The 26,467-nt window shown below is 67.9% G+C and carries 25 protein-coding genes and 1 pseudogene; 19 read left to right on the top strand and 7 right to left on the bottom strand.

Translation table 11 applies throughout. The features are described from left to right. Window positions 1-40: 40 nt before the first annotated feature. The gene (locus NL241_RS13240) at window positions 41-1,162 is read left to right on the top strand and encodes a D-alanine--D-alanine ligase family protein (RefSeq protein ID WP_487689106.1); all 1,122 of its coding nucleotides are present in this window, start codon (window positions 41-43) and stop codon (window positions 1,160-1,162) included. 6 nt (window positions 1,163-1,168) lie between these two features. Here the strand turns inward: NL241_RS13240 and NL241_RS13245 are convergent, their stop codons facing one another. Both NL241_RS13245 and NL241_RS13250 read right to left on the bottom strand, forming a co-directional pair. Then, window positions 1,169-1,708: a DUF3515 domain-containing protein gene (locus tag NL241_RS13245; RefSeq protein WP_487689108.1), complete on the bottom strand. Its 540-nt coding sequence runs from the start codon at window positions 1,706-1,708 to the stop codon at window positions 1,169-1,171. 20 nt (window positions 1,709-1,728) lie between these two features. Next, window positions 1,729-1,965, bottom strand: a complete 237-nt coding sequence (locus NL241_RS13250) for an Lrp/AsnC ligand binding domain-containing protein (RefSeq protein ID WP_487689110.1) — start codon at window positions 1,963-1,965, stop codon at window positions 1,729-1,731. Between the two features lie 82 nt (window positions 1,966-2,047). On the opposite strand from NL241_RS13250, the gene NL241_RS13255 reads away from it, so the two are divergent. Further along, the gene (locus tag NL241_RS13255; protein WP_494397779.1) at window positions 2,048-3,025 is read left to right on the top strand and encodes a thiamine-phosphate kinase; all 978 of its coding nucleotides are present in this window, start codon (window positions 2,048-2,050) and stop codon (window positions 3,023-3,025) included. A gap of 9 nt (window positions 3,026-3,034) precedes the next feature. Then, window positions 3,035-3,715 (top strand): uracil-DNA glycosylase, encoded by a 681-nt coding sequence (locus NL241_RS13260; RefSeq protein WP_494397780.1) that lies wholly within the window; start codon window positions 3,035-3,037, stop codon window positions 3,713-3,715. Window positions 3,716-3,781: 66 nt separating this feature from the next. On the opposite strand, the gene NL241_RS13265 is transcribed toward NL241_RS13260, so the two are convergent. Together NL241_RS13265 and rpmB are read right to left on the bottom strand one after the other, a co-directional pair. Next, window positions 3,782-4,015 (bottom strand): hypothetical protein, encoded by a 234-nt coding sequence (locus NL241_RS13265; protein ID WP_487689115.1) that lies wholly within the window; start codon window positions 4,013-4,015, stop codon window positions 3,782-3,784. Window positions 4,016-4,086: 71 nt separating this feature from the next. Further along, complete coding sequence (gene rpmB / locus NL241_RS13270; protein WP_068916327.1) at window positions 4,087-4,284, bottom strand: 50S ribosomal protein L28; 198 nt, start codon at window positions 4,282-4,284, stop codon at window positions 4,087-4,089. A gap of 243 nt (window positions 4,285-4,527) precedes the next feature. Here rpmB and NL241_RS13275 point away from each other — a divergent pair, with 243 nt between their 5' ends. The 3 genes from NL241_RS13275 to NL241_RS13285 are packed head-to-tail and all read left to right on the top strand — an operon-like array spanning window position 4,528 to window position 9,069. Further along, window positions 4,528-6,174: a fatty acid kinase ATP-binding subunit FakA gene (locus tag NL241_RS13275; RefSeq protein WP_494397781.1), complete on the top strand. Its 1,647-nt coding sequence runs from the start codon at window positions 4,528-4,530 to the stop codon at window positions 6,172-6,174. 1 nt (window position 6,175) lies between these two features. Next, the gene (recG, locus tag NL241_RS13280; protein WP_494397782.1) at window positions 6,176-8,368 is read left to right on the top strand and encodes an ATP-dependent DNA helicase RecG; all 2,193 of its coding nucleotides are present in this window, start codon (window positions 6,176-6,178) and stop codon (window positions 8,366-8,368) included. Between the two features lie 29 nt (window positions 8,369-8,397). Next, window positions 8,398-9,069 carry an HNH endonuclease family protein gene (locus NL241_RS13285; RefSeq protein ID WP_487689390.1) on the top strand — a complete coding sequence of 224 codons (672 nt, stop codon included), beginning with the start codon at window positions 8,398-8,400 and terminating at the stop codon, window positions 9,067-9,069. On the opposite strand, the gene NL241_RS13290 is transcribed toward NL241_RS13285, so the two are convergent. Then, complete coding sequence (locus tag NL241_RS13290) at window positions 8,997-9,554, bottom strand: class I SAM-dependent DNA methyltransferase (protein ID WP_494397783.1); 558 nt, start codon at window positions 9,552-9,554, stop codon at window positions 8,997-8,999. The genes NL241_RS13285 and NL241_RS13290 overlap by 73 nt on opposite strands. Before the next feature lie 128 nt (window positions 9,555-9,682). Next, window positions 9,683-10,534, bottom strand: a complete 852-nt coding sequence (locus NL241_RS13295; protein WP_494397784.1) for an aldo/keto reductase — start codon at window positions 10,532-10,534, stop codon at window positions 9,683-9,685. A gap of 129 nt (window positions 10,535-10,663) precedes the next feature. On the opposite strand from NL241_RS13295, the gene NL241_RS13300 reads away from it, so the two are divergent. The 13 genes and pseudogenes from NL241_RS13300 (at window position 10,664) to smc (ending at window position 25,443) form a co-directional block, all read left to right on the top strand. Further along, window positions 10,664-11,755, top strand: coding sequence for an alpha/beta hydrolase (locus NL241_RS13300; RefSeq protein WP_494397785.1), 1,092 nt, complete (start codon window positions 10,664-10,666; stop codon window positions 11,753-11,755). Window positions 11,756-11,821: 66 nt separating this feature from the next. Continuing rightward, a pseudogene (locus NL241_RS13305) lies at window positions 11,822-12,553 on the top strand (DsbA family protein); the annotation flags it as partial. Window positions 12,554-12,555: 2 nt separating this feature from the next. Continuing rightward, the gene (locus NL241_RS13310; RefSeq protein ID WP_487689127.1) at window positions 12,556-13,197 is read left to right on the top strand and encodes a vitamin K epoxide reductase family protein; all 642 of its coding nucleotides are present in this window, start codon (window positions 12,556-12,558) and stop codon (window positions 13,195-13,197) included. 201 nt (window positions 13,198-13,398) lie between these two features. Then, window positions 13,399-16,782, top strand: a complete 3,384-nt coding sequence (locus NL241_RS13315; protein WP_494397786.1) for a pyruvate carboxylase — start codon at window positions 13,399-13,401, stop codon at window positions 16,780-16,782. Further along, window positions 16,779-17,342, top strand: a complete 564-nt coding sequence (rsmD, locus tag NL241_RS13320) for a 16S rRNA (guanine(966)-N(2))-methyltransferase RsmD (protein WP_494398302.1) — start codon at window positions 16,779-16,781, stop codon at window positions 17,340-17,342. Before NL241_RS13315 ends, rsmD begins: the two co-directional genes overlap by 4 nt. A 20-nt stretch (window positions 17,343-17,362) precedes the next feature. Beyond that, complete coding sequence (gene coaD, locus NL241_RS13325; RefSeq protein ID WP_487689131.1) at window positions 17,363-17,839, top strand: pantetheine-phosphate adenylyltransferase; 477 nt, start codon at window positions 17,363-17,365, stop codon at window positions 17,837-17,839. A gap of 122 nt (window positions 17,840-17,961) precedes the next feature. Beyond that, window positions 17,962-18,699: a cell division protein SepIVA gene (gene sepIVA, locus NL241_RS13330; RefSeq protein WP_487689133.1), complete on the top strand. Its 738-nt coding sequence runs from the start codon at window positions 17,962-17,964 to the stop codon at window positions 18,697-18,699. 41 nt (window positions 18,700-18,740) lie between these two features. Next, window positions 18,741-19,337, top strand: coding sequence for a YceD family protein (locus NL241_RS13335; RefSeq protein ID WP_487689135.1), 597 nt, complete (start codon window positions 18,741-18,743; stop codon window positions 19,335-19,337). Beyond that, on the top strand, window positions 19,334-20,047 hold the full coding sequence (rnc, locus tag NL241_RS13340) for a ribonuclease III (protein WP_487689137.1): 714 nt from the start codon (window positions 19,334-19,336) through the stop codon (window positions 20,045-20,047). Before NL241_RS13335 ends, rnc begins: the two co-directional genes overlap by 4 nt. 9 nt (window positions 20,048-20,056) lie before the next feature. Further along, the gene (gene mutM, locus NL241_RS13345) at window positions 20,057-20,905 is read left to right on the top strand and encodes a bifunctional DNA-formamidopyrimidine glycosylase/DNA-(apurinic or apyrimidinic site) lyase (RefSeq protein WP_487689139.1); all 849 of its coding nucleotides are present in this window, start codon (window positions 20,057-20,059) and stop codon (window positions 20,903-20,905) included. Between the two features lie 96 nt (window positions 20,906-21,001). Further along, the gene (locus tag NL241_RS13350) at window positions 21,002-21,415 is read left to right on the top strand and encodes an OsmC family protein (RefSeq protein WP_494397787.1); all 414 of its coding nucleotides are present in this window, start codon (window positions 21,002-21,004) and stop codon (window positions 21,413-21,415) included. Then, entirely contained in the window at window positions 21,412-21,693 is a 282-nt protein-coding gene (locus NL241_RS13355; protein ID WP_494397788.1) for an acylphosphatase, read from the top strand. Before NL241_RS13350 ends, NL241_RS13355 begins: the two co-directional genes overlap by 4 nt. Window positions 21,694-21,834: 141 nt before the next feature. Further along, window positions 21,835-25,443, top strand: a complete 3,609-nt coding sequence (gene smc, locus NL241_RS13360; protein ID WP_494397789.1) for a chromosome segregation protein SMC — start codon at window positions 21,835-21,837, stop codon at window positions 25,441-25,443. On the opposite strand, the gene fni is transcribed toward smc, so the two are convergent. Next, entirely contained in the window at window positions 25,440-26,456 is a 1,017-nt protein-coding gene (fni, locus tag NL241_RS13365; protein WP_487689147.1) for a type 2 isopentenyl-diphosphate Delta-isomerase, read from the bottom strand. The genes smc and fni overlap by 4 nt on opposite strands. Window positions 26,457-26,467 lie beyond the last annotated feature (11 nt).

The raw sequence follows: 26,467 nt of genomic DNA on the forward strand, positions 1-26,467 counted from the left end.
ATCGCTTCGGTGGGTCCGGGGGCGGTAGCGTCTCCAGGTTGTGACTGCCCCCTCGGAACCAACCGGTCGCATCCGCGTCGCCGTCGTCTTCGGCGGTCGAAGCAGCGAGCACGCCATTTCCTGTGTGTCGGCGGGCAGCATCCTGCGCAATCTCGACCCCGAACGGTATGAGGCCGTTCCGGTCGGCATCACTGCGGACGGCTCCTGGGTGCTGAGTTCGGCCACCCCCGCCAGCCTGGCGATCGCCGACGGCAAGCTCCCGGAGGTGACCGACGGGTCCGGGCAGGCGCTCGCGCTGGCCACCGACCCGCGACGCAGCGGTGAGCTGGTGTCACTCGGCCAGGGGGCCGGTGCGATCCTGGCTACCGTCGACGTGGTGTTCCCGGTGCTGCACGGGCCCTACGGCGAAGACGGCACGATCCAGGGGCTGCTGGAACTCGCGGGGGTGCCGTACGTCGGAGCCGGCGTGCTGGCCAGTGCCGCAGGCATGGACAAGGAGTTCACCAAGAAGCTGCTGGCCGCCGAAGGCCTCCCCATCGGCGACCAGGTGGTGTTGCGGCCCAGGCAGCGCACCCTCGAGCCCGAGCAACGTGAGCGGCTCGGCCTGCCGGTGTTCGTCAAACCCGCTCGGGGTGGCTCGTCCATCGGTGTGAGCCGGGTGACCACCTGGGACCAACTCGACGACGCCATCGCCGCCGCCCGACAGCACGATCCCAAGGTGATCGTCGAGGCCGCGGTGGTCGGCCGCGAGCTGGAATGCGGTGTGCTCGAACTGCCCGACGGCAGGATCGAAGCCAGCACGGTCGGCGAGATCCGGGTCGCGGGGGTGCGCGGCCGCGAAGACGGCTTCTACGACTTCGCCACGAAGTACCTCGATGATGCCGCCGAGCTCGACGTGCCCGCCAAGGTCGACGACGAGGTGGCCGACGAGATCCGGCAGCTCGCCATCCGGGCGTTCCAGGCGATCGACTGCCAGGGATTGGCGCGGGTGGACTTCTTCCTGACCGACAGTGGTCCGGTGCTCAACGAGATCAACACCATGCCCGGCTTCACCACCATCTCGATGTATCCGCGGATGTGGGCGGCCAGCGGAGTGGATTATGCGACGCTGCTGACCGCGATGGTCGAGACGGCGTTGGCGCGCGGTACCGGTCTGCGCTGAACGCGGCTAACGCGGCGGCCCCGGGTCGAGCGCTCTGGCGGGCAGGGTCTTCTCGATGGCTCTGGACAGTTCCTGGATCGGGGTGGGGCCGGAACCGGACGGCAAGGTCAACGCGACGTACACCGGACGGTCCACGGCGAACCAGGTGGTGAGCGTGCCGGACGGATCGGTGACTCGAAACCATTGCACGGCGTCGACCACCTGCAGGGGGGCGCCCACCACAAAGTCGGCGGGCCGGTCCAGCCCGCAGCGCAGGATCACCGGCTCGCCGCCCGGTTCGTCCTGCCAGGCAGCGGCGCCGGGTGGCACCGGTTCCACCGCGGTGGCCCGCCGGTAATCCCCGAGCTGATCCGGGACAGCGGCCATCAGCCTGCCGCAGTCGGGGCCGTCGGCCTGCGGCGCAGGGGCCGCCGCGATCGCCACCGGGGTGGGTTCGGGTGTGCGCGTGGCCGCGATCGCCAACACCGCGACCACAGCGGCGACGGCGAGGACCAGAGCAGCGATCAGCGCACCTCTGGGTGGGCCGTCGCGTTCGATTTCCGACATCAGTTCCGAGCGGCCACGATCTAGTGGGACGTCCCGGCGATCGGGCACGTCAGCGTGCGGGTGATTCCTTCGACCTGCTGTACCGCGCCCACGATGCCCTGCACGGCCTCGTCGTCGTCGGCTCCGACCCGGACCACCACGTCGTAGGGGCCCGTCACGTACTCCGAGCACACCACACCGGGCAGCGCTGCCACCTGCTTGGCGACGACCTCGGCGCGGCCCACCTCGGTCTGGATCAGCATGAACGCCTCGGCCACCCGGTAATCTCCTGCCTCGAAGTTGGGACTCAACGTACCGCAGGTCGAGCGTGCGTTCAGAGCAGGCGAGAGCGGGACGAGTGTGGATGAACCGGGTCGGCAGACGTTGGGCGAGCTGGGGGAGTTCGCGGTCATCGAACGGTTGACCGCGGGCCGGCCGTATCCGGAGAGTCTGCAGCTCGGACCCGGTGACGACGCTGCGGTGTTGGCCGCGCCCGACGGCCGTGTGGTGGTCTCCACCGACATGCTGGTGGAGGGACGGCACTTCCGCCTGGACTGGTCGTCGCCGCATCAGGTGGGCTGCAAGGCGATCGCGCAGAACGCCGCTGACATCGAGGCCATGGGCGCGACGGTGACGGGCTTCGTCGTCGCGTTCGGCGCTCCGGCGTCGACCCCGGTCGACCAGGCCGTCGAGATCGCCGACGGCATGTGGGCGGAGGCCGGCCGTGCCGGCGCGCCGATCATCGGCGGTGACCTGGTGTCCAGCCCGCACTGGGTGATCTCGGTGACCGTCTTCGGCGACCTCGGCGGCCGTGCTCCGGTCACCCGCGGTGGCGCGCGCCCCGGAGCGGTGGTGGCCGTGGTCGGCGACCTGGGTGTCTCCGCAGCCGGATACGCACTGCTGGCCGCGGGGGTCGACGACTACGACGAGTTCCGCGACCGCCACCGCTCGCCGGTGCCGCCGTACGGCCAGGGCCCGGTCGCCGCGCGCGCCGGCGCCACGGCGATGACCGATACCTCCGATGGGCTGGTCGCCGATCTTCGCCACATCGCGCAGATGTCCGGTGTCGACATCGATCTGTCCGCTGAAGCGCTGCGGGCCGAGTGGGCGATCCTGAAGCCCGCCGCCGAGGACGTCGGTGCCGACGCCCGCGCGTGGGTGCTCGGCGGTGGTGAGGATCACGCTCTGGTGGCCTGTTTTCCGGGCGAGGTGCCCGCGGGTTGGCGGGTGATCGGAGCGGTGCGGCAGCGTGACGGCGCCGGCCCGGAGCGGGTGCTTGTCGACGGGCAGGAGTGGTCCGGAGCCGCGGGCTGGGAGTCCTTCGCCGGCGATTGCTAGTTTGTCGGCGTGACCGCGCGCCCTTTGGATGAACTCGTTGACGACGGCTGGGCGCAGGCGCTGGCCCCGGTACGCGATCAGGTGGCGCGCATGGGGGAGTTCCTGCGTGCCGAGATCGCCGAGGGCAGGGGATACCTGCCTGCGGGCCCGAACGTGTTGCGCGCCTTCACTTTTCCGTTCGAAGCGGTGCGGGTGCTGATCGTCGGCCAGGATCCCTATCCCACCCCCGGACACGCGATCGGGCTGAGTTTCTCGGTGGCCCCGGAGGTCCGGCCGCTGCCGCGCAGCCTGGCGAACATCTTCACCGAGTACACCGCCGATCTGGGCTATCCGGCTCCGACCACCGGCGACCTCACCCCGTGGTCGCAGCAGGGCGTGATGCTGCTCAACAGGGTGCTGACCGTGCGGCCGGGCACACCGGCCTCACACCGCGGCAAGGGCTGGGAAGCCGTCACGGAGTGCGCCATTCGCGCGCTGGTGCAGCGATCCACTCCGCTGGTGGCCATTCTCTGGGGTCGCGATGCCTCCACCCTGAAGCCGATGCTCGGGCCGGAGTGTGTGGCCATCGAATCGCCGCACCCGTCGCCGCTGTCGGCCTCGCGCGGGTTCTTCGGGTCGCGTCCGTTCAGCCGGGCCAACACCTTGCTGACCGAGATGGGTGCGGTGCCCGTCGACTGGCGCCTGCCGTAGTCGACTGCGCACAGCAAGGCGCCGCACCCAGTGGGTGCGGCGCCTTGCTGTGCAAAGGGGGCCGGATCACGAACCGCTCGACGAGTCCTCGGAGGAGTCGTCACCACCACCGGTTTCGTTGGGGTAGTAGTCCGGCGGCGGCACGATGGTCGTGGTCGTCGGTGTCAACGTGGGTACCGGCTCGGGCCCCGGAGTCGGAGTCGGCTCGGCGGAGGCGACTCCGACGGTGATCATCGCCGCTGCCGCGAAAGCAGCGCCGGTCAGGGCGATGGTTCGGGACGAGAGCTTACGTGAGGTCATGCCTCTCGATTACCCCACGAATGAATTCAATTAACCCGTCATCTGCGGAATATTGGGCCGCAGAGAAGCGTTCAGCCCTGCTTGACGACCTTGCCGGCCTTGATGCACGAGGTGCAGGCGTTGATGCGCTTCTTGTTGCCACCGGGACGGGTGACGGCGTTCACCGACTGGATGTTCGGATCCCACCGACGGCTGGTCCGGCGATGGGAGTGCGACACCGACTTACCGAAACCGGGGCCCTTCCCGCAGATATCGCACACGGCAGCCATGTAGAACTCCTCATCCAAGATCGAATAACGGGGCCAGCAACCGCGGTGCGGGTGACCCGACAACCTGAACAGAATACCGAGCCACGCGGCGATCGCCAAAACGCTGCCCACAGCCCCACCTCGCCGGGTTGTTTTCGACGGTCGCTGTCGTCGGCACTGATTAGGCTAGCGCCCGCACGCGGTGGTGGGCGCGGGTAGGCGGTCGGGTAGGCGGTTGGGTGGCGGGCGGGTAGAAGGAGGGTCATGGCGGATCGTCGGCTCGACGGCGCCGCGCTGCTGTCGTGGGCGCACACGTGCGTCGGAGAGTTGATCTCTCACGCTGACGAGATCAACCGGCTCAACGTGTTCCCGGTAGCCGACGCCGACACCGGCACCAACATGCTGTTCACCATGCGTGCGGCCCTGGCGGAAGCCACCGCGCCGACCGTCGAAGCCGGCCCCGCCGAGGTGGCGCAGGTGGCGTCCTGTCTGGCACGCGGCGCGGTGCATGGCGCGCGGGGGAACTCCGGGATGATCCTGTCGCAGATCTTGCGTGGCATCGCCGATGTCACGGCGGCCGCGGACGCCGGTGGACGGCTCCTCGAGATCGACGCGGCCGTGCTTGCCGCGGCGCTGCGGCACGCGGTCGGGCTGGTCGCCTCCTCGCTGGGCGGTGACGTGGTTCCGGGAACCATCGTCTCCGTGCTGCAGGCAGCGGCCACTGCGGCCGAACACAGCACCGCCGAAGGCGGCACCCTCGGTGATGCGGTGGCCGCCGCCGGGGACGCGGCCGTGGTGGCATTGGAGAAGACGCCGGATCAGTTGACGGTGCTGGCCGAAGCCGGCGTGGTGGATTCCGGTGGCCGCGGTCTGGTGGTGCTGCTGGACGCGCTGCGCACCACCGTCAGCGCGCACGCGCCGGTACGCCCGGCCTACGAACCGAGGCCCGACAAGACGGCACCACCGCGGCCGGCTCCTCAGGGGCCACCGCAATTCGAGGTGATGTACCTGCTCACCGGCTGCCCGGCCGGCGCGGTCGACCAATTGCGTGCCCGCCTGGAGGCACTCGGCGACTCGGTGGCACTGGCGGAAGCACTGCCCGGTGGCGGTTTCTCGGTACACATCCACACCGACGACGCGGGCGCGGCGATCGAAGCCGGGCTCGAATACGGCGCCGCCAGTCGGATCCAGATCTCGGTGCTGCCCTCCGGGGCCGCCAAACCGGCCCCGGGTGCTTTCAGCGTCGGGCGCGCAGTCCTGGCGGTCGTGGACGGCGATGGCGCCGCCGAGCTGTTCGCCGGCGAAGGTGCGACGGTGCTGCGCCCTGACCCGGCCGACGGTGCAGCCGTCGATGCCCGGCAATTGGTGCGGGCGGTGATCGACACGGGCGCAGCGCAAGTGATGGTGCTGCCCAACGGGTATGTCGCGGCCGAGGAGCTGGTGGCGGGGTGCACAGCGGCGATCAGCTGGGGTATCGATGTGGTTCCGGTGCCCACCAGTTCGATGGTGCACGGGCTGGCCGCATTGGCGGTGCACGACCCCGCCCGCCGGGCCGTCGACGACGGCTACACCATGGCCGCCGCGGCGGGAGCCACCCGATACGGCTCGGTGCGGGTGGCAGAAGAAGCGGCGCTGACGTGGGCCGGCCCGTGCCGGGTAGGCGACGGCCTGGGCATCATCGGTGGGGAGGTGTTGGTGGTACGTCACGACATCACCGCTGCCGCAAGGGGTTTGATCGACCTGATGCTGGGCGTTGGCGGGGAGCTGGTGACGGTGCTGCTGGGTGACGGGGTGACTCCGGCAGTCAGCACGGCGCTGTCCGCCCACGTGCACCTGCACCATCCCGGTACCGAACTCGTCAGCTATCAGACCGGCCACGCCGGTGACGTCGTGATCATCGGAGTGGAGTGAGATGGCCGCGTTGACTGATCCGCTCGACTTCATCATCGGCAAGAAGGCGGCGGCCAAACTCGACGAGGTTTTCGGCGTCCGCACCGTCAACGACCTGGTGCGCTACTACCCCCGCAAGTACAACAAGGGGGCAACCATGGTGGGGGACAAGGACGAACCCCTGGAGGCGGGTGAACACGTCACCTTCGTGGACACCATCGCCAAGGTCGATCTACGTTGGACCAATCGGTCGCCCAAACGCGAGATGATGGTGGTGACACTGGCCGACCGCCCGGTCACCGCCACGTTCTTCAACGCGAAATACCTGAAACACAGTCTGGTGGAAGGCACTCGGCTGATGATCTCCGGCGAGATAGGGTTTTTCCGCAACCAGATGCAACTCACCCATCCCGCGCACCTGGTGCTCGACTCGCCCACGGGCCGGCTGCGGGGCAGCAAGAACCTCAAGGCCCTGGCGGCCCGGGGTGATGACGGTGAGCTGGACTTCTCGGTGTTCGAGCGGGAGTTCTTCCCCATCTATCCGGCCAGCGCCAAGATGCAGAGCTGGGACATCTACGCCTGTGTGCGCCAGGTGCTCGAGGTCCTCGATCCGGTACCCGATCCGTTCCCGGAATCCTTCGTGCGACGGCGCGACCTGATGTCCGAGGACGCGGCCTTGCGCGCGATCCACCTGTCGGAGAACACGAACGAGCGTGAGCGGGCCATCGAACGGTTGACGTTCGACGAGGCGGTGGGAATGCAGTGGGCGCTGGTGGCGCGCAGGCACAGCGAAATACGCCGGCCGGGTCCGCCGGCCCCCCTCGTGCCCGGCGGGATTCGCGACCGGATGCTCGGCCAGATGCCCTTCGAGCTGACCGCCGGTCAGGGCGAGGTCTTGTCGGTGATCTCCGATGAACTCTCGGCCAGTCATCCGATGAACCGGATGCTGCAAGGTGAGGTGGGCTCGGGCAAGACCATCGTCTCGGTGCTGTGCATGCTGCAGATGATCGACGCCGGCTATCAGTGCGCGCTGCTGGCGCCCACGGAAGTGCTTGCCACCCAACATGCCCGGGGGATCCGTGAGGTGCTGGGCCCGCTCGCCACGGCGGGCGAACTCGGCGGGGACGAAGCAGGTACCCGGGTGGCGCTGTTGACAGGATCGGTCTCGGCCGCCCGCAAGCGACAGATCCGCGAGGAGATCGCCGCCGGCGACGCCGGGATCGTGGTCGGTACACACGCCCTGTTGCAGGACGCGGTCGAGTTCCAGCGGCTGGGTCTGGTGGTGGTGGACGAACAGCACCGCTTCGGCGTGGAACAGCGAGATCAGTTGCGCGCCAAGGCCCCCGACGGACTGACTCCGCACTTGCTGGTGATGACGGCAACGCCGATCCCGCGAACCATGGCCCTCACCGTCTACGGAGATCTGGAAACGTCGACCCTGCGCGAACTCCCACGGGGCCGGCAGCCCATCAGCACCACCACCGTGTTCACCGGCCAGAACAAGAAGTGGCTGGACCGTGCGTGGCAGCGGATCGTCGAGGAGGTGCAGGCCGGCCGGCAGGCCTATGTGGTGGCGTCGCGGATCGAGGACACCGTCACCGAGGAGAAGGGCCCGCGCCCGATTCCCGTCACCATCCTCTACGAATTCCTGCGTACCGGTCCGTTGAAGGATCTGCGGGTCGGGCTGATGCACGGCAAGCTCGAGGCGGACGAGAAGGATGCGGTGATGACGGCCTTCAAGGCCGGGGACATCGATGTGCTGGTGTCCACCACGGTCATCGAAGTGGGTGTGGATGTCCCGAACTCGACGATGATGGTGGTGGCTGATGCCGACCGCTTCGGGATCAGCCAGCTGCATCAATTGCGTGGCCGCATCGGGCGCGGTAGCCACCCCAGCCTGTGTCTACTGGTGACGCAGTTCCCCGAATCGTCGAACGCGGGGCGGCGCCTCAAAGCGGTGGCCTCCACCCTGGACGGTTTCGAGTTGGCCGATCTCGATCTCGAGGAACGCCGCGAGGGCGACGTGCTGGGCCAGAACCAGTCCGGCCGCTCCCTTCATCTGCGATTCCTGTCATTGAACAAGCACCGCGAGATCATCGAGGAAGCCCGCGCCTTCTGCGAACTGGTCTACCCGCAGATGCCCACCGATCCCGGGCTGGCGAGGCTGGCCGAGTATTTCACTCAGGAGCGCATCGCCTACATGGAGAAGTCGTGAAGCGCTCCACGCAGCTGTGGCTGGCCCTGATGGCCGTGCTGTCGGTGATCGTCGCCTATCAGGTGGTCTCGGAGAGCGCCGACGGTGCTTCCGTCGCCCAGGCCGATATCCCCACGGTGGCGCCCGGATCCGATGTGCTGGCCGGAATCATGGTGGTGCCCACCAGGATACGAGTCAACGATTACCGCAGGGATGCGTTCGGAGAAGCATGGGATGACGACAACGACGCCCCGGGGGGCCGCAACGGCTGCGACACCCGAAACGACATCCTGCAACGCGATCTCGTCGAGAAGACCTACACCGACATCAAACGCTGTCCGACGGCGGTGGCCACCGGCACCCTGCACGACCCGTACACCAACGCCGTCGTCGCCTTCACCCGCGGCAACCAGATCGGTGCGTCGGTGCAGATCGACCACATCGTGCCGTTGGCGTTGGCGTGGGACATGGGGGCGCGCAACTGGACCGACGCCATGCGGCTGCGGTTCGCCAACGACCCCGCCAATCTGCTGGCCGTGGCCGGCGGGGCGAACCAGGACAAAGGCGACAGCGAACCCGCGGTCTGGATGCCACCGAACTCGGCGTTCCACTGCCAGTACGCGGTCCAGTTCGTCGAGGTGCTGCGCGGTTACGCGCTGACCATCGACGAGGCCTCGGCGGCGGCGCTGCGCGAGGGCGCGGAAACCTGCCCGGCGGGCTGAACCCGCGCGAGGACAAAGGCCTGATCCGCCGTCTCCCGGGCCGCGACGTTCCGGGCGCGGATGTGCTGCCACCGTGGGGTGAAACCGGCGCCGCTCAGCGCGCGCACCACCGCTTCGACGTCGTGGCGAAGGAACCGCAGATCCACGTCGTGTCCGAACGCGGAAGTCAATTCCAATGTCGGAGCGCCAGTCTGGAATGCCAACACCACCCGGCCCGTGTCGGTGAGCACCCGGCGGAACTCGCCGAACAGCCGGGGGAGCTCGGCAGCCGGGGTGTGCACGATCGAGTACCAACCGCACACCGCCGCACACGATGAGTCCGGTACCGGCAACATGAACATGTCGGCCACGGTGAATCGGGCCTGCGGGCAGCGGCCGCGGGCGATGTCGATCATGGCGCCCGATCGGTCGACGCCCAGCACGTCCAGGCCCGCCGCCGCCAGTTCGGCCGCCGCGTAGCCAGGGCCGCAGCCCACGTCGATCACCGGCCCAGCCAGCCCACTGGCGAAGTCGCACAGCAGTTTTCGGTCGAACGGGTGGCGCGCGCCGCCGAAGGCCTCCGCGTACTCGGCCGCGATGGCGTCGTACTGCGTGGAGGGGTGGGCCGAAATGTTCAGGGGCCCGTGTAGGTTTCCGGGTCCGGCCGGAACCGGGTGCCCTCGTCGAGGCCGTTCAAGGTGTCCATGTCACCGGTGCTGAGCTCGAAGTCGAAGACGTCGAGGTTCTCGGCGATGCGTTCGGCCGATGACGACCGCGGAATGACGACATTGCCCAGTTGCAGGTTCCACCGGATCAGCACCTGTGCCGGCGACTTGTCGTACGACGCGGCGATCGACGTCACCGCCGGATTAGCCAGCACCTTGCCGATCCCCAGTGGGCTGTAGGCCTCGGTGACGATGCCGTAGTCGGCATTGACGGCGCGCAACGCAGCCTGGTTGAGCAGCGGGTGAAGCTCGATCTGGTTGACCGCGGGGGTGAAGAACGCCAGGTCGACGATGTTCGACAGGTGCTCGGCGGTGAAGTTGCAGACACCGATGGACTTGGCGAAGCCGTCGGCCTGCAGCCGCATCAGTCCGCCGAAACTGTCGACGTACTTACCGCCTTCGGCGTACGGCCAGTGGATGAGGTACAGGTCCACATAATCCAAGCCCAGCCGTTCCAGGCTGGCCTTCAACGCGTCCTGTGATGACTGGAATCCTTGATCGGCGACCGCCAGCTTGGTGGTGACGAACACCTCGGCCCGCGGAATGCCGGACTTGGCGATGGCACGCCCCACCGCCGCTTCGTTGCCGTACACCGCGGCGGTGTCGATCAGCCGGTACCCGAGCTCCAGCGCCGTCGAGACAGCGTGCTCGGTTTCGGAATCCGAGAGTTCCCCGACACCGAGGCCGAGCGCCGGCATGGTGTTCTCGTCATTGAGCCCGATGGAAGGAACAGTCGCCCCCGACTGGCCGTTCGACGTCATCTCACCTACCTGTTGGTTTAAGTGGTACCGCCGGGCCATCCCGGCTCGTTCTCAACAGCACAGTATTACGTAGGTCTAACGTCTCCTAATCAACGACCGCGGTGTTTCGGCGGGTTACCGTGTTCGGCCATGGTGAATGTGATGACTCACACGACGGCGCGACGTAGACGGGTTCCGCTGCCGGTGTTGAAAGCCGGCACCCGCCTCACGCCCACACTGATGTCCGTGCTGCCGCCCTTGGTGAAACGGGCCCTGACCGGCTTCCGCACGGTGACCATCGACGGCAACACCCTCGATCCCACGCTGCAGCTGTTCGTGGCCGGACTTCGGCTCAGCGGTGTCCCCGGCATCGTCGTCGACGACGATGTGGCGTCGAGCCGGAGTGTCATGCACGACACCTGCGTCGAACTCGGGGGTCCGGTGCGGTCGGTCGACATCACCACATTGTCGGTGCCGGGCCCAGCCGGCGCCATCCCGGTGCGCCACTACCGCGCCGGTGACTCGTCGTCGGCCCTGGTGTTCTTCCACGGCGGCGGTTACATGCTCGGCGACCTGGACGGTTATGACGCGCTGTGCCGGCGCTTGTGTCACGACGCGCAGACACAGGTGTTCTCGGTGGACTATCGCCTCGCTCCAGAGCACCCGGCCCCTGCGGCCGTCGACGACAGCTGCGCGGCCTATACCTGGGTGACCGAGCACGCCGAGGATTTTGGTGTCCCGGCTGATCGAATCGCTGTCGGTGGGGACAGCGCGGGCGGCGGTCTGGCGGCCGTGGTCGCGCAGTGGGCCAGGAACAGCCCGGTGCCGGCTCCGGCGTTGCAGATGCTGCTCTACCCCGTCACCGATCTGGGCGCCCAGACCCGTTCCCGCACCCTGTTCGCCGACGGTTTCATCTTGACCGGCCACGACATGGCGGTCTTTCGCGACCGGTACCTCGCGCGCTCGGGGCTGGCAGTCACCGACCCGAGGGTCTCGCCGCTGCTCGCCGAGGATGTCGCCGGGTTGGCGCCGGCCCTGGTGGTGACCGCCGGCTTCGATCCGCTGCGTGACGAGGGCGATCTGTATGCGGCGGCGCTGCAACGCGCCGGGGTGCCCGTCGACCTGCGCCGAATGGGGGCGATGGTGCATGGATTCATGAATTTCGCCGGTCTGGGCGGCGGGGTGGAACGTAGTGTCGCGGACATCACCTCCGCGCTGCGGGCCCATCTGCGGCGCGGGTAACCAGCGGTATCGCTGCGCCGGTACGCTGGAGACGCCAAACCCGCGATTACGAGGATCACCAAAACTGTGGCCACCAAACCCAAACGTCCCGCCAAGTACGACCTGAAGGCGGGCGAGCGCAAACGCAACCTGGCGATTCAGATCGGGCTGACCGCCGTCGTGGTCGTCTTCGCCGTCGCGCTCGTGCTCTACATCGTCATGTCGAGCGACAAGAAGCAGGGCGGTGAGGTCCAGGCGGTGCGGGTGGCGGCCGCCAACGTGATCACCAACGAGGGCTCCAGTGACCCCAAAGCCGTGATCTCGCTGTACGAGGATTTCCAGTGCCCGCACTGCCGGACCTTCGAGCAGACCATGGGCCCGACGCTGAACAAGCTGGTGGACAACGGTGGCGTCGCGATCGACTACCACATGGTCGCGATCCTGGACACGCCGACCAACAACAACTACTCCACCCGGTCTGCCAACGCCGCGTACTGCGTTGCCGAGGAAGACAACAGCCCCATGAAGGACTCGTTCCGGCGGTTCCACGGGGCCTTGTTCGCCCAGCAGCCGGCCGAGGGCTCGCCTGCTCCGGACAACGCCTCGCTGATCGAGACCGCGCGTCAGGCCGGTGTCGCGGGCGGCGTCGCCGAGTGCATCAACAACGGCAACTACGACGATGTGGTGGACGGGCTGGCCGCAGCCGCCGGCATCAACTCGACCCCGAGCGTGCGGATCAACGGCGAGGACTACCAGTACAGCACTCCTGATGATCTGGTGAAGAAGGTCGAGGAGATCGTCGGCGACATTCCCAACGTGCCGTGACCGCAACACCCGACGCACACGTAGCGCCTTCGCCGGCCCCGGCGGGCGAGCAGGTGTCGCGTGCGGGCGTCGCGGTGGGACGCCCGAGCGCCCTGTGGATCCTGATCGCCGGCATCGTCGGCCTGGCCGCCGCGACCACGCTGACGATCGAAAAGATCGAGCTGCTCATCGATCCGTCGTATGTGCCGTCGTGCAGCTTGAATCCGGTGCTGTCATGCGGTTCGGTGATGGTCACCCCGCAGGCGTCGGTCTTCGGTTTTCCCAACATGCTGATCGGCCTGGTCGGTTTCACCGTTGTCATCGTTTCGGGCGTGCTCGCGGTGGCCAAGGTGCGGCTGCCGCAGTGGTATTGGGTCGGGCTGGCGGTCGGCAACGCCCTGGGCGTCGTCTTCGTGCACTACCTGATCTTCCAGAGCCTGTACCGCATCGGCGCGCTGTGCCCGTACTGCATGGTCGTCTGGACCGTGATGATCCCGCTGTTCGTGGTGTCCGCGTCGATCGCTCTTCGTCCGCTGGCCGGGAACGTGGTGTTGCGCGGTTTGTATCAATGGCGCTGGTCGATCGTTGCGCTGTGGTTCACCGCGGTTGTGCTGATGATCCTGGTGCGCTTCTGGGATTACTGGTCGACCCTGATCTGACCGTCGAGTGTTCGTTTGCGCCGCTGCGCTGCCCGAGTTCGCCACGGAGCAGCCGGCGGCGTTCCTGTTGTCGGTAGCCGCGTTGCCAACATGGATGTTTGCAAAATTCGCATATTTGCCAGGTGCGGTTTACACAAGAGTGAATGACCTATTTGTTCAGGCACCTTTCGCTTGACGTGCGCCCTCAGGTAGATTGCTGGGGTGTTCTCAAAGGTATTGGTGGCCAATCGCGGTGAAATTGCGATCCGGGCGTTCCGCGCGGCGTACGAACTCAAGGTCGGCACTGTTGCGGTGTATCCGTATGAGGACCGCAATTCGGTGCACCGCCTGAAGGCCGATGAGTCGTATCAGATCGGTGAGGTCGGTCATCCGGTCCGGGCGTATCTGTCGGTGGACCAGATCGTGTCCACGGCGGTGGCGGCCGGTGCGGATGCGGTGTATCCCGGTTACGGCTTTCTGTCGGAGAACCCGGAGTTGGCGGCGGCGTGTGCGGCGGCGGGTATCACCTTCGTCGGGCCCAGTGCCGAGGTGTTGGAGCTGACGGGCAACAAGTCGCGGGCGATCGCGGCCGCGCGTGAGGCGGGCCTGCCGGTGTTGGCGTCGTCGGCGCCGTCGGCGGATGTCGAGGAGTTGTTGGCCGCCGCGGAGACCATGGAGTTCCCGGTGTTCGTCAAGGCGGTGGCCGGTGGCGGTGGGCGCGGGATGCGCCGGGTGGCTGAGCCGTCGGGGCTGCGGGAGGCGATCGAGGCTGCCAGTCGTGAGGCGGAGTCGGCGTTCGGCGATGCCACGGTGTTCCTGGAGCAGGCGGTGATCAATCCCCGCCACATCGAGGTGCAGATCCTGGCCGACACCCAGGGCAACGTGATCCACCTGTTCGAGCGCGACTGCAGTGTGCAGCGGCGTCATCAGAAGGTCATCGAGTTGGCGCCGGCGCCGAACCTGGATCCGGCGTTGCGCGACAGGATCTGCAGTGACGCCGTGGCGTTCGCGCGTCAGATCGGTTATTCGTGTGCGGGCACGGTGGAGTTCCTGCTCGATGAGCGCGGCAACCACGTCTTCATCGAGATGAATCCGCGGATTCAGGTGGAGCACACGGTCACCGAAGAGATCACCGATGTGGACCTGGTGTCGTCGCAGTTGCGGATCGCTGCGGGGGAGTCGCTGGCCGATCTGGGGTTGAGCCAGGAGTCGATCGTGCCGCACGGGGCGGCGCTGCAGTGCCGGATCACCACCGAGGACCCCGCCAACGGGTTCCGTCCGGACACCGGCCGGATCACCGCCTACCGGTCACCGGGTGGTGCGGGGATCCGCCTGGACGGCGGCACCCTGCTGGGTGCGGAGGTGAGTGCGCATTTCGATTCGATGTTGGTGAAGCTGTCGTGTCGGGGCCGCGATTTCCCGACCGCGGTACGCCGGGCTCGGCGGGCGGTGGCGGAGTTCCGTATTCGTGGGGTGTCGACGAACATCCCGTTCCTGCAGGCGGTGCTGGATGACCCCGATTTTGTGGCCGGGCGGGTCACCACGAGCTTCATCGACGAGCGCCCGGGACTGCTGACCGCGCGCTCGAGTGCCGACCGCGGCACCAAGATCTTGAACTATCTGGCCGATGTCACGGTCAACAAACCGCATGGTGAACGCCCGTCGACGGTGTATCCGCAGGACAAGCTGCCCGGTATCGACCTTTCGGTGGCCCCGCCGGCCGGGAGCAAGCAGAAGCTGGCCGAACTCGGTCCGCAGGGTTTTGCTCAGTGGCTCAAGGACTCTGCGGCGGTCGGGGTCACCGATACGACGTTCCGGGATGCGCATCAGTCGTTGTTGGCCACCCGGTTGCGGACCACGGGTCTGTTGATGGTGGCGCCGTATGTGGCGCGGATGATGCCGCAGCTGTTGTCGGTGGAGTGCTGGGGTGGCGCGACTTACGATGTGGCGCTGCGGTTCTTGAAAGAGGATCCGTGGGAGCGGTTGGCGGCGTTGCGGGAGGCGCTGCCGAACATCTGCCTGCAGATGCTGCTGCGGGGCCGCAACACCGTCGGCTACACCCCGTATCCGGAGATCGTCACCAGCGCGTTCGTCGATGAGGCGACCTCGACGGGCATCGACATCTTCCGGATCTTCGATGCGCTGAACAACATCGAGTCCATGCGCCCGGCCATCGATGCGGTGCGGGCCACCAACACCGCGGTGGCCGAGGTGGCGATGTCCTACACCGGGGATCTGTCGAATCCGGCCGAGGACCTCTACACCCTGGATTACTACCTGCGGTTGGCCGAGCAGATCGTGGACGCCGGTGCGCATGTGCTGGCGATCAAGGACATGGCGGGACTGTTGCGTCCCCCGGCGGCGGCCACCTTGGTCTCCGCGCTCAAGAGCAACTTCGACCTGCCGGTGCACGTACACACCCATGACACCCCGGGCGGGCAGTTGGCCACCTATCTGGCGGCCTGGCAGGCCGGCGCCGACGCGGTGGACGGGGCGGCGGCGCCGCTGGCGGGCACCACCAGCCAGCCCGCATTGAGCTCGATCGTGGCGGCCGCGGCGCACACCGACCGCGACACCGGACTCGATCTGGGTGCGGTGTGTGAGCTGGAGCCGTACTGGGAGGCGTTGCGGAAGGTCTACGCGCCCTTCGAGTCCGGTCTTCCGGCGCCCACGGGCCGGGTGTACACCCACGAGATTCCCGGTGGGCAGCTGTCGAACCTGCGGCAGCAGGCCATCGCGCTGGGCTTCGGGGACCGCTTCGAGGAGATCGAGGCCAATTACGCGGCTGCCGACCGGATCCTGGGCCGGCTGGTGAAGGTCACCCCGAGCTCGAAGGTGGTCGGGGATCTGGCTTTGGCGTTGGTGGGTGCGGGTATTTCGGCCGAGGAGTTCGCCGCCGATCCCGCCCGCTATGACATTCCCGACAGCGTGATCGGGTTCCTGCGCGGTGAACTCGGCGATCCCGCGGGTGGGTGGCCGGAACCGTTGCGCACCAAGGCCCTTGCCGGCCGCGGCCCGGCCAAGCCGGAAACCGCGCTGTCACTCGAGGACGAGGCGGTGCTGGCCCAGCCCGGCGGCAAGCGCCAAGCCACGCTGAACCGGTTGTTGTTCCCCGGCCCCACCAAGGAGTTCGAGGCGCACCGCGAACAGTTCGGCGACACCAGCCAGCTCAGTGCCAACCAGTTCTTCTACGGCCTGCGCCACGGTGACGAGCACCGGGTGCAGCTGGAGAAGGGTGTGGAGCTGCTGATCGGGCTGGAGGCCATCTCCGATGCCGACGAACGCGGTATGCGGACGGTCATGTGCATCATGAACGGCCAGCTGCGCCCGGTCGTGGTGCGGGATCGCAACATCGCCTCCGAGGTGCCCACCGCGGAGAAGGCCGATCGCGGCAACCCCGACCACGTGGCCGCGCCGTTCGCCGGTGTCGTCACCGTCACCGTGGCCGCCGGGGACACCATCGAGGCCGGGCAGACCATCGCCACCATCGAAGCCATGAAGATGGAAGCCGGGATCACCGCACCCAAGGCCGGCACCGTCGAACGCGTCGCCGTCTCGACCACCGCCCAAGTCGAAGGCGGTGACCTCCTGGTGGTCGTCAGCTGACCCGCATCATCGCCGGAACCGCCGGGGGCAGGCGGCTGCTCGTGCCGCCCCGAGGTACCCGGCCGACCACTGACCGGGTGCGCGAGTCGTTGTTCAATGTGCTTGTCGCGCGGCTGGATTTCACCGGGCTGGCAGTGCTTGATCTCTACGCCGGCTCGGGGGCCCTGGGGTTGGAGGCGTTGTCGCGCGGAGCCGGCTCGGCGTTGTTCGTCGAGAGCGATCAGCGGGCCGCAGCGGTGATAACGCAGAACATCACGGCCCTCGGCTTCCCCGGCGCCGCGGTGCGCCGAGGACACGTCGACTCGGTGGTCGCCGGGGGAGCGGGGGCGCCCGTCGACGTGGTGTTCGCGGATCCGCCGTATGACGTGCGCACCGCCGACCTGGAGGTACTGGTGGCCTCGCTCGATGAAAACGGTTGGGCGACAACGGGAACAGTTGCGGTGGTGGAACGGCCGACAGGCAGCGAGCCGATCGGCTGGCCCCGCGGCTGGCAGGCGTGGCGGTCGCGCAGCTACGGCGACACCAGAGTGGAGATGGCCGAACGGGTCGACGGACATTAGCCCTGCTAGCGTCGGGTGCCATGAGCGGCGCCGTGTGCCCAGGTTCCTTCGACCCCGTCACTCTCGGACACATCGACGTCTTCGAACGCGCCGCAGCGCAGTTCGATGAGGTGGTCGTCGCGGTCCTGGTGAATCCCAACAAAAAAGGCATGTTCACCCTCGAGGAGCGAATCGCGCTGATCGAGGAGTCGACGACACATCTGCCGAACCTGCGGGCCGAGTCCGGGCAGGGGCTCGTCGTGGATTTTGTGAAGGCGCGCGGGCTGACCGCCATCGTCAAGGGACTGCGCACCGGTACCGACTTCGAGTACGAATTGCAGATGGCGCAGATGAACCGGCACGTCGCCGGGGTGGACACGTTTTTTGTCGCCACCACGCCGCAGTACTCGTTCGTGTCGTCGTCCTTGGCCAAAGAGGTGGCCTCGTTGGGTGGCGACGTCACCGATCTGCTGCCGGAACCGGTGAACGCACGACTGCAGGCCAAGCTGCGCGGCTGACATAATGAGGCCGGGTATGCCGGGTTTGTCCATCAAAGTGGCGACACACCGGTGTCGCCACCACAGTCACAGGCGCAACACCAGGCACACTTGTAACAACAACGAGGCCTGGAGGGTGCGCCGTGTACCGAGTATTTGAAGCGCTCGATGAGTTGGGTGCCATCGTCGAAGAGGCGCGCGGCGTGCCCATGACCGCCGGCTGTGTTGTCCCGCGCGGTGACGTGCTCGAACTGATCGACGACATCAAAGACGCCATTCCCGGCGAACTCGATGACGCTCAGGACGTGCTCGACGCACGCGACACGATGCTGCGCGACGCCAAGCAGCACGCCGACGGCCTGGTGTCCTCGGCGACTGCGGAGGCCGACTCCACCCTCGGGCATGCCCGAGGCGAGGCCGACCGGTTGCTCGCCGACGCCAAGTCGCAAGCCGACCGGATGGTGGCCGAGGCGCGCCAGCACTGCGAGCGCATGGTCGGTGAGGCCCGCGAAGAGGCAAATCGGTTGGCCGCCAACGCCAAACGCGATTACGAGACCGCGGTAGGCCGCGCCAAGGCCGAAGCGGACCGGCTGGTCGAGAGCGGCAACATCTCCTATGAGAAGGCCGTGCAGGAGGGCATCAAGGAGCAGCAGCGTCTGGTGTCGCAGACCGAGGTGGTGCAGTCCGCACAGGCTGAGTCCGCACGCCTGATCGACGCCGCCCACGCCGAGGCCGACCGCCTGCGCGGAGAATGCGACATCTACGTCGACAGCAAACTCGCCGAGTTCGAGGACTACCTCAACGGAACGCTGCGCTCGGTCGGCCGGGGCCGGCACCAGTTGCGTACCGCCGCGGGCACCCACGACTACGTGCAACGCTGAGCTGGCGTGGCCGCCAGTCGGTGCGCCGTAGAATTACCGTCATGTCGGTGTTCAAGAAAGCGGCGTCCAACAGCGCGGCAGCGCATCGCCACACACCCCTGACCTTCGACATCTCGCGGCTGGGCCGTCGGCCCGGCTCGATGATGCAGATCTCCCAGACCGTCCTGAGCCCGTCGCGCATCGGCCTCGACCTCATCGCGATCGAACCGGGCGCACCGCTGGAATTGGATCTCGAGCTCCAGTCGGTCTCCGAAGGGGTGCTGGTGACCGGCAGCGTCACCGCCCCCACCGCAGGTGAGTGCGCCCGTTGCCTGTCCCCGATCTCCGGAACGGTGACGATCGATCTGACCGAGCTCTTCGCCTATCCGGACAGCACCACCGAGGCGACGACGGAGGAAGACGAAGTGGGCCACGTCGTCGACGACACCATCGACCTCGAACAGTCGATCGTGGACGCCGTGGTGCTGCAGCTACCGCTCTCGCCGGTCTGCAGCCCGGACTGCCCCGGCCTGTGCCAGACCTGCGGGGTACCGCTCGCCACCGCCGAGCCCGGACATCACCACGACGTCATCGACCCGCGCTGGGCGAAGCTGGCGGCGTTGCTGCCCGATGAGGCCTCGGGAGAATCCAGGGAATGACTGCGCAGGACGATCGCCAGCCCCTCATCGACGCGCTCGGAGTGGATGTCGGTGCCGAGTTGCTCACCCTGGCGCTGACTCACCGCAGCTATGCCTACGAGCACGGCGGCCTGCCCACCAACGAACGTCTGGAATTCCTCGGCGATGCGGTTCTGGGCCTCACCGTGACCGACGAGCTGTTCCATCGCCATCCCAATCTCACCGAAGGTGACCTGGCCAAATTGCGGGCCAGCGTGGTCAACACCCAGGCCCTCGCCGGTGTGGCCCGCGGGCTGACCCCGGACGGACTGGGTTCCTACCTGTTGCTGGGGCGCGGCGAGATGAACACCGGCGGCGCCGACAAGTCGAGCATCCTGGCCGACGGCATGGAATCGCTGCTCGGTGCGGTGTACCTGCAGCACGGCATCGACACCGCGCGCAAGGTCATCCTGCGGCTGTTCGGCCAGCTGCTCGACACGGCACCGACTCTGGGCGCCGGGCTGGACTGGAAGACCAGCCTGCAAGAGCTCTGTGCGGCAAAGGGTTTGGGTTCGCCGACCTATGCGGTGACCTCCACCGGTCCCGACCATGACAAACAGTTCACCGCCACGGTGATCGTCAAGGACATGGAATACGGCACCGGCGTGGGCCGGTCCAAGAAAGAAGCCGAGCAGAAGGCCGCGGCCCAGGCCTGGCAGGCGCTGGTCGAACTCGACGACGACGAGGCGTGAGAACGCTCGATGCCTGAACTTCCCGAGGTCGAAGTCGTCCGACGGGGCCTGCAGAATCACGTTGCCGGGCGCACCATCTCCGCGGTGCGGGTGCACCACCCGCGGGCGGTGCGGCGACACGAGGCCGGCCCGGCGGACCTCACGGCGCGGCTGCTGGACAACGAGATCACCGGCACCGGCAGGCGGGGCAAATACCTGTGGCTGACCCTCGGCAGCGGCGAGGCGCTGGTGGTGCATCTGGGAATGAGCGGTCAGATGTTGCTGGGCGAAGTCGCTCGCACCGAACACCTGCGCATCGCCACACTGCTCGACGACGGCACCGCGCTGAGCTTCGTGGACCAGCGAACCTTCGGCGGGTGGATGCTGACCGAACTGGTGACCGTGGACGGCACCGAAGTCCCCGAACCCGTGGCGCACATCGCCCGTGACCCGCTGGACCCCGCATTCGACCGCGATGCGGTGGTGAAGGTGTTGCGCGGCAAGCACTCTGAGATCAAGCGTCAGCTCCTGGACCAGACGGTGGTCTCGGGCATCGGCAACATCTACGCCGACGAGGCGCTGTGGCGGGCGAAGGTCAACGGGGTGCGGATCGCCGAGACGCTGACCAAGCCGACGCTGGCCCGCATCCTCGACCACGCCGGCGATGTCATGCGCGATGCACTTGGTCAGGGCGGCACCTCATTCGACTCGCTGTACGTCAATGTCAACGGCGAGTCCGGGTACTTCGACCGCTCGCTGGACGCCTACGGTCGCGAGGGGAAACCGTGCCGGCGCTGCGGCGCGGTGATGCGCCGCGAGAAGTTCATGAACCGGTCCTCGTTCTACTGCCCGAAATGCCAGCCACGCCCGCGTGGTTGATACGTTCAACAACCCGCCAGCGCGCGTGTCTGTACACCAGAGCTCGGCGTGTTGCGTACAAGAGCGCGCGCTCGCGCCGAATAGGGAAGAGGCACCATGACGGAACTGTGGGTGGAACGCACCGGGACCCGCCGCTACACCGGGAAGAGCTCCCGTGGCGCGGAAGTGCTGGTGGGCTCCGAGGACGTCGAGGGTGTCTTCACCCCGGGGGAGCTGCTGAAAATTGCGCTGGCCGCGTGCAGTGGGATGGCCAGCGACGTGCCGCTGGCCCGCCGCCTCGGTGACGACTACCAGGCCACCGTCAAGGTGTCGGGCCCGCCGGACCGCGAGCAGGAGCGTTACCCGCTGTTGCAGGAGGTCCTCGAGATCGACCTGTCCGGGCTCTCGGAGGCCGAAGCGGAACGGGTGCGCACCGTCGTCAACCGCGCCATCGATCAGGTGTGCACCGTGGGACGCACGCTCAAGTCCGGTACCGAAGTCACCTTCGAGATTGCCGACAAACGACCGTGACCGAGGACGCAGCACGGCTGACGGCCTGGGTGCACGGCAACGTGCAGGGGGTGGGCTTTCGGTGGTGGACCCGTTCGCGAGCCCTCGAACTGGGGCTCACCGGCTACGCCAGTAACCAGCCCGACGGCCGTGTGCTGGTGGTGGCGCAGGGCCCGCGGGAGGCGGGTGAGCGTTTGCTCGAGCTGTTGCGTGGGGACACCACACCGGGGCGGGTGGACAAGGTGATCGCCGATTGGTCGGCACCCGGGGAACAGATCCGGGGATTCAGCGAGCGTTAGTTCCTCTTTGTCAGTCCGGCCCTCTCTCCCCGGCTCGTGCCTCGCCGGCTCGTCGACCGACTGAATGTTGCGTAGTCGGCCCTCTCTCCCCGGCTCGTGCCTCGCCGGCTCGTCGACCGACTAGCGGTACTCTGGCACGCCATGCACCTCAAGAGTCTGACGTTGAAGGGCTTCAAGTCCTTCGCGTCGCCCACGACTCTGCGTCTGGAACCCGGCATCACCTGCGTCGTCGGCCCCAACGGTTCCGGCAAGTCGAACGTCGTCGATGCCCTGACCTGGGTGATGGGCGAACAGGGTGCCAAGACGCTGCGCGGCGGCAAGATGGAAGACGTCATCTTCGCCGGCACCTCCACCCGGGCACCGCTCGGGCGCGCCGAGGTCACACTGACCATCGACAACTCCGACAATGCGCTGCCCATCGAATACTCCGAGGTGTCGATCACCCGCCGGATGTTCCGCGACGGCGCCGGGGAGTACGAGATCAACGGCACCAGCTGCCGGCTGATGGACGTTCAGGAACTGCTGTCGGACTCCGGCATCGGCCGGGAGATGCACGTCATCGTCGGCCAGGGCCGGTTGTCGCAGATCCTGGAGTCGCGCCCCGAGGACCGGCGGGCCTTCATCGAAGAGGCCGCCGGTGTGCTCAAGCACCGCAAACGCAAAGAGAAGGCGGTCCGCAAGCTCGACGCGATGGCCGCCAACCTGGCCCGGCTCACCGACCTGACCACCGAGTTGCGCCGCCAGCTCAAGCCGCTGGGCCGCCAGGCCGAGATGGCCCGCCGCGCCCAGACCATCCAGGCCGACCTGCGCGACGCCCGGCTGCGGCTGGCCGCCGACGACCTGGTGAAACGCCAGATCGAGTTCGAAGGTGTGGGTGGTACCGAGGCCACTCTGCGCAAGGAGCACGAGGAGGCCTCCGAGCGTCTCGCGGTCGCCACCGATGAGCTCACCGAGCACGAGACCGCCGTCGGCACCCTGACCGACCGGGCCGAACGGGCCCAGCAGATGTGGTTCCGGCTCTCCGCACTTGCCGAACGGGTCGGCGCCACCGTGCGCATCGCCACCGAACGCACCCAGCTGCTGGAAGCCGAACCGGTGCACACCGGCGGTCGCGATCCCGATGAGCTCGACGCGGAAGCCGATGAGGTGGCCGAGCTCGAACAGCAGCTGTTGGCGGAGCTGGCCGAAACCCGGGCCCGGCTGGAGGCAGCGCGTGAGGAACTCGGTGAGGCCGAACGCGAGGCCGCCGACGCCGAACGTGCCCACCTCGCCGCCGTCCGCGCCGAAGCCGACCGCCGGGAGGGGCTGGCCAGGCTGGCCGGTCAGGTCGAGACCATGCGGGCTCGCGTCGAGTCCACCGACGAGCGCATCGCCCGGCTCTCAGAGGGGATCGAGGACGCGGGGCAGCGGGCCGAACGGGCCCAGGCCGAGTTCGAAACGGTGCAGGGTCGCGTCGGTGAACTCGATCAGAGCGAAGTGGGCCTTGACGACCACCACGACCGCACGGTCGCGGCGGTGCGCCTGGCCGATGAGCGGGTTGCCGAACTGCAGGCCGCCGAACGCAGCGCTGAACGTCAGGTTGCTTCGCTGCGTGCTCGGATCGACGCGCTGGCCGTCGGGTTGGAACGCCGGGACGGCGCCGCCTGGCTGACCGAGAACCGTTCTGATGCCGGCCTTTTCGGCTCAGTGGCGAAACTGATGAAGGTGCACGCCGGCTACGAGGTGGCGCTGGCCACGGTGCTCGGCGCCGCAGCCGACGCGCTGGCCGCCGACGACTTCGAGGCGGCGGCCTCGGCCGTCGCGGCACTGAAGGAGGCCGACGGCGGCCGCGCGGCGATCGTACTGGGGGACTGGCCCGAGAACATCACGCGGGTCGACGGCCAACTGCCCGACGGTGCGCGCTGGGCGCTGGATCTGGTGGACCTGCCGGACCGGTTGCGCGGTGCCCTCACCGCTTTGTTGACCGGCATCGTGGTGGTCGACGACCTGAGCGGTGCCCTCGATGTGGTGTCGCGCCGCTCCGAGCTGCGGGCGGTGACCGTCGACGGAGACCTGGTGGGTCCGGGCTGGGTCACCGGAGGTTCGGACCGCAAACCGAGCACCCTCGAGATCACCTCCCAGATCGAGAAGTCGCGTGCCGAATTGGCCGCTGCTGAAACACAAGTCGAGGAACTGGTGGCCGCGTTGGCGGGGGCGACCGCCGAGCAGGCGGCGCGGCACGACGCCGCCGAACACGCCTTGGCGGCGCTGAACGAATCCGATGCCGCCATCTCGCAGATCTACGAGCAGTTGGGCCGGCTCGGCGTGGAGGCCCGCAACGCAGACAATGACTGGCGCAGGCAGATTCAGCAGCGTGACGAACTGGAGAGCAGCCGGGCTCAGACGGTTGCCGAACTCACGGAGCTGGAGGAGCGGCTGCGCAACGCCGAAGACGTGCCGTCCGTCGAGGCCGACGAGCCCGTCGACCGGGAACGCCTGACCGCCGTCGTGGACACCGTGCGCGCCGCAGAAGTGGAGGCCCGACTGGCCGTGCGCACGGCTGAGGAACGCGCGAACGCCGTTCGCGGACGGGCTGATTCACTGCGCCGTGCCGCCGCGGGCGAGCGTGAGGCGCGGGCCAGGGCAGCGCGGGCCCGCGAGGCGCGTGAGCATGCCGCAACCATCGCCTCGGCGGTCGGTGATTCCGGTCGCATCCTCGCCGAGCGCCTGGCCGGGGTGGTGACCGTGGCATCGCGTACCCGTGATCAGCTGGCCGCCGAACGTCAGCAGCGCGCCACGGCCATGGCCGCCGCGCGTGAAGAGGTGGACGCCCTGAAGAACCGGATCGCCGCCCTGACCGATTCGCTGCACCGCGACGAGGTGGCCAAGGCCCAGGCGGCGCTGCGGATCGAGCAGCTCGAGCAGACGGTGCTCGAGCAATTCGGCATGGCGCCAGGCGATTTGGTCGCCGAATACGGTCCCCACATCGGGCTGCCGCCCTCCGAACTCGAGATGGCTGAATACGAGCAGGCCCGCGAGCGCGGCGAACAGGTGACCGCCCCGGCACCCATGCCCTATGACCGCGACACCCAGGAGCGCCGCGCCAAGCGCGCCGAGAAGGAACTCCGCGAACTGGGCCGGGTCAACCCGCTGGCGCTCGAGGAGTTCGCCGCCCTCGAGGAGCGGTACAACTTCCTGTCCACGCAGCTCGAAGACGTCAAGGCGGCGCGCAAGGACCTTCTTGATGTGGTCGAGGATGTCGACGCCCGCATCCTGCAGGTGTTCACCGAGGCCTACGCCGATGTGGAGCGTGAGTTCGAGCAGGTGTTCGCGTCGCTGTTCCCGGGCGGAGAGGGTCGTCTGCTGCTGACCGACCCCGGCGACATGCTGACCACCGGCGTCGAGGTGGAGGCCCGCCCGCCGGGCAAGAAGGTCAAACGCCTTTCGCTGCTCTCCGGCGGCGAGAAGTCGTTGACAGCGGTGGCGATGCTGGTGGCGATCTTCCGGGCCAGGCCGTCACCGTTCTACGTGATGGACGAGGTGGAGGCCGCCCTCGATGACGTGAACCTGCGCCGGTTGCTCGGGCTGTTCGAACAGCTCCGGGAGAAATCGCAGCTGATCGTCATCACCCACCAGAAGCCGACCATGGAGATCGCCGACGCGCTGTACGGCGTCACCATGCAGGGCGACGGCATCACGCAGGTGATCTCGCAGCGGATGCGGGGTCAGGAGCTGGTCAAAGCGGGCAGGAGCGAGGCGAGCCCGGATTAGCGGGGTGCGAGCCCCAGGGCCCGCAGCTCGGTGAGGTCGGCCGCACCGCAGCCGTGCAGGCAGATGCGCAGCTCGTCGATGAAGCTGCCCAGCCAGTCGACCACCGCGTCGGCGGACTGCACGGCGGGGGTCAGCAGCGGCCGGGCGATCGCGACTGCGGTGGCGCCCAGCGCCAGCGCTTTGGCGGCGTCCATGCCGGTCCGGATGCCGCCGGACGCGATGACCGGGACACCGGGAAGTTCACGCAGCACCTCACGCAGCGCCACCGCGGTCGGCACGCCCCATTCCGCCAGCGCGGGGTGGCGGACTTCGCCGTAGCGGACCAGTTGCTCCACCCGGGCCCACGAGGTACCGCCTGCGCCGGCGACGTCGACGGCCGCGATGCGGCTGCTGCGCAGCTGACGGGCGGCCACGGCGCCGAGACCGTGCCCGACTTCTTTCACCAGAACCGGATAGTCCAGCGAGTGCGTCAGATCGGTCAGCCGGCTCAGTGTGCCGGTGAAATCGGTGTCACCGCCGTCCTGCACAGCTTCCTGCAGTGGGTTGGTGTGCACCGCGAGCGCGTCGGCTCCCACGCGGGCCAGCGCCTTGTCCAGGTAGGGCAGCGCGGACGGGCTCAGCTGCGCCAGCCCGATGTTGCCGACCAGCAGGACGTCCGGAGCCACGTCACGGACTTCGAAACTGGACGCGGCGGCCTCGTCGTCGAGCATGATGCGCTGTGAACCCAGCATCATCGCCAGGCCCAGTTGCTGAGCGGCCGCGGCGAGGTTGCGGTTGATCACCCCGGACAGTTCGGCGCCGCCGGTCATCGCCCCGATCAGGATGGGGGAGCGCAACGTCGCGCCGAGGAACTCGACGCCGGCGTCCACGTCCGACAGGCTGGTCTGCGTCAGCGCGTTGTAGGGCAGCCGGTAGGCCTCGAAACCGGTCGTGACGTCGGTGTACTCGACGGCCTGGGTGAGGCACACGTCGATGTGTCGAAGCTTGCGGGTGGGTGACCCCTCGGGCGCCATCGTCACCACAT

Source organism: Mycolicibacterium sp. SMGY-1XX, from assembly GCF_059132455.1.